Raw genomic sequence first — 3,643 nt, forward strand, 5'->3', positions numbered from 1 at the left:
CCTGCTCAGACGGTGACCGTTTCTGATCCGGCTCCGGTGGATGTCGAGACCACGACGTCGCTCTCGGTTCCGGCTACGGCAATCACGGGTACTGCGGTTGATCTGACGGCTACCGTGGCTCCGAATACTGCTGTCGGTACGGTGCAGTTCAAGTCGAACGGCACGGCAATCGGCACTCCGGTCACGGTGACTGGTGGTGTTGCGACGCTCTCGCATTCGTTCGATGTTGCTGGTGCGCAGAGTGTTACGGCTGACTTCACTGCCGGTGCTGGCTTTGTGAGTTCGTCGGCGTCGGCTCAGACGGTGACCGTTTCTGATCCGGCTCCGGTGGATGTCGAGACGACGACGTCACTCTCGGTTCCGGCGACTGCCGTCACGGGTACGGCGGTTGATCTGACGGCGACGGTTGCTCCGAATACTGCTGTGGGTACGGTGCAATTCAAGTCGAACGGCACGGCGATCGGCACTCCGGTGGCAGTCTCCGCGGGTGTTGCGACATTGAGCCATTCGTTCGATGCTGCTGGTGCACAAAGTGTTACGGCTGACTTCACCGCTGGTGCAGGGTTTGTGAGTTCGTCGGCGCCTGCTCAGACGGTGACCGTTTCTGATCCGGCTCCGGTGGATGTGGAGACGACGACGTCGTTGTCGGTTCCGGCTACGGCAATCACGGGCAGCGCGGTTGATCTGACCGCAACGGTGGCTCCGAACAATGCTGTGGGTACGGTGCAGTTCAAGTCGAACGGCACGGCAATCGGTGCACCGGTGACAGTCACGTCCGGTGTTGCGACTCTGTCGCACGCATTCGATGCTGCTGGCGCTCAAAGCGTTACGGCTGACTTCACCGCCGGTGCTGGCTTCGTGAGTTCGTCGGCGCCTGCTCAGACGGTGACGGTGTCGGATCCGGCTCCGGTCGACAAGGCGACAAAGACGGTGCTGAGTGTTCAGGGTGAAGCCAAGGTCGGACTGCCTGTTGATCTCTTCGCGACAGTGTCCGAAGATCCCTCGGACGCCCTGGTGCCTTCCGGCGGAACGGTCCAGTTCAAGATCGGTGGAGTCGATCTGGGCGCCCCGGTCGCGGTTGTTGACGGAGTTGCCAAGCTCCCGCACGTCTTCGGAGCAGAAGGCACCTTTGCAGTCTCGGCTGTATTCAGTGGATCCGGTGTGTTCACGTCGTCCACTGCGGAGTCTGTCGACGTCAATGTCACGGTTCCGACCCCGTCGGATGTCGAAAGCTCTACGTCGTTGACGGCTCCGTCCTCGGCAAAGGTCGGCACGGCGGTGCAGCTGAAGGCTGTGGTCAGTTCTTCCGGCGCGACGTCGGGAACCGTCCAGTTCTTCGACGGAACGACTCCGATCGGAACTGCCGTTGATGTTGTCGGTGGGCAGGCCGTGCTGAGCCACACCTTCACCACGACCGGCAACCATTCGATCACCGCGGTCTACAGCGGAGCCCAGGGCGTCACGGGTTCCACGTCGACTGCATCGGTTGTGAACGTCGGTAACGGGGGTGGTGGCTCCGGTTCGCTCGGTTCGCTGTCGCTGCCGTTCGGTTCATGATTCTCCGATGATGTGATGCCCCCTTGCGCCCATAGGTGCAAGGGGGCATTGCTCTTCGGGAATCGCGGATTGGTCGTTAGCTGAACTATTGGCAATTCGTGAATATTTGTCTGAAATAACTGATACAAGTACTACTTTTGACGGGTACTGTACGAGCGTCCAGCTCCATTCCGATTTCCGCTCTGTTCGAGTGACCTCCTTCCGTGCGGTTCCCGATCCACGTCTGTTGCTAGCTGAGGAGAGTTCGTGTTGGTGAGAAGAAGTTCCGCGGTCGTGGTGGCGGCGTTGGTCGGTGGCGTGCTGGTGGCAGGTGGCGTTGCTTCGGCAGCTCCGACGTCATCTCCCGCGGTGGAGAACTCGATCGGGTTCAAGCTGGGTTGCGATGGTTATGAACATCTGGCTGTTGATATCGCGGATGTGTTTCATTCGACGGGTGTGACGGTGTCTGCACCGGAGAAGGTGGTGGCGGGGTCGACGTTCACCTATCGGGTTCAGCCGAACGTGATGTCGGTGCCGACGGGTGGGCATGCAGGCCGCAGTGTCGGTAAATGGACGCGGCTCAAGTACGACTTCGATATACCTGCAGGGGTGTCGTTGGTGGATGCTCAGGTCGTGGCAGGTACTTCGTCGAATTTGTCCGGTGTGACTCCGTCGGTGATTCGGATCAACGACGGCGGTTCGCCGGATGGCGCGGGTACGCATCTGCGTATTTCGGGGAACAATCAGACTGCTGACTCGAACAACAAGGGCGGTAACGGCCCGAGCACGAGCAAGAACAGTGACGGTGGAATCGAGGTAGGGGCAGGGAAGACCTTCCGGTTGCCCGCGATCGACGTGACGGTGGTTGCCGGTGCCGCGGGTAGTACGGTGCAGCCGAAGTTGCGTGCCACAGATGGTGATTCGGGTGCGTTCAATTCGCCGAAGAATGCGTTCACGTTCTTGCAGTACGAGACCCTTTGGCCGGGGTACTGGGAGCGCTACAACTGCTCTCCGCGCGATTCGAGTGGTGGTGGGTTGAATGCGGGTGGTCAGGCATTGGCCACCGTCAACGTCGTCTCGCAGGCGGGGACCGCGACTGCAGTGACATCCGGCGCGGCTGCAACGGTCGGTCAGTCGACCGATTTGGTTGCGCAGGTCTCCCCGGCACCGACAGGCGGCACCGTTCAGTTCAAGGATGGCGGAACTGACATCGGCGCCCCGGTGGCCGTCGTCAATGGCGTTGCCACACTGCCACATACATTCACCGCAGCGGGAGATCACTCCATCACCGCTGTATACGACGGTGTTCTCGAGTTTCTGACATCCACGTCACCGGCACGCACAGTGAGCGTGGCCGCTGCCGATGTACAGACGACTGCGTCGTTGACAGTCCCGAGTAGTGCCGTCGAGCAGACCTCGGTCGCGCTGACCGCAAACATCTCACCGGCAGCTAACGGCGGAACGGTCCAGTTCAAGGACGGTGGCATCGACATCGGCGGACCCATCGCGGTGACTGGCGGAGCGGCGACCCTGGATCACACGTTCACCACGACGGGATCACACTCGATCACTGCGGTCTACTCAGGTACTGCAGGTTTTGGTGGTTCGACCGCGCAAGCTCAGACCATCGAGATCTCGAGCTCAGCGCTGAGTACGACTACAACGCTTCAAGTTCCGGCTACGGCGGTCACGGGTACTGCGGTTGATTTGACCGCTACCGTGGCTCCGAACAATGCGGTGGGTTCGGTGCAGTTCAAGTCGAACGGCACTGCAATCGGCACTCCGGTCACGGTGGCTGGCGGTGTTGCGACGCTGTCGCATGCATTCGATGCTGCTGGTGCGCAAAGTGTTACGGCTGACTTCACTGCCGGTGCAGGGTTTGTCAGCTCGTCGGCGTCGGCTCAGACGGTGACGGTGTCGGATCCGGCTCCGGTGGATGTCCAGACCACGACCTCACTCTCGGTTCCGGCGACTGCCGTCACGGGTACTGCGGTTGATCTGACGGCGACGGTGGCTCCCTCGAATGCTGTGGGTTCGGTGCAGTTCAAGTCGAACGGCACTGCAATCGGCACTCCGGTCACGGTGGCTGGCGGTGTTGCGACGCTGT

General features: G+C 61.0%; 2 protein-coding genes. Both read left to right on the forward strand.

What is annotated here, in order from left to right:
• The coding region (locus tag AC1Q6C_RS10990; protein WP_492666616.1) for an Ig-like domain-containing protein at positions 1-1,557 on the forward strand (1,557 nt) is incomplete at its 5' end.
• Positions 1,558-1,809: 252 nt separating this feature from the next.
• Positions 1,810-3,643, forward strand: a 1,834-nt coding sequence (locus tag AC1Q6C_RS10995) for an Ig-like domain repeat protein (RefSeq protein ID WP_492666617.1), incomplete at its 3' end; no start/stop codon positions are given.

The organism is Rhodococcus sp. MT28 (assembly GCF_058792695.1).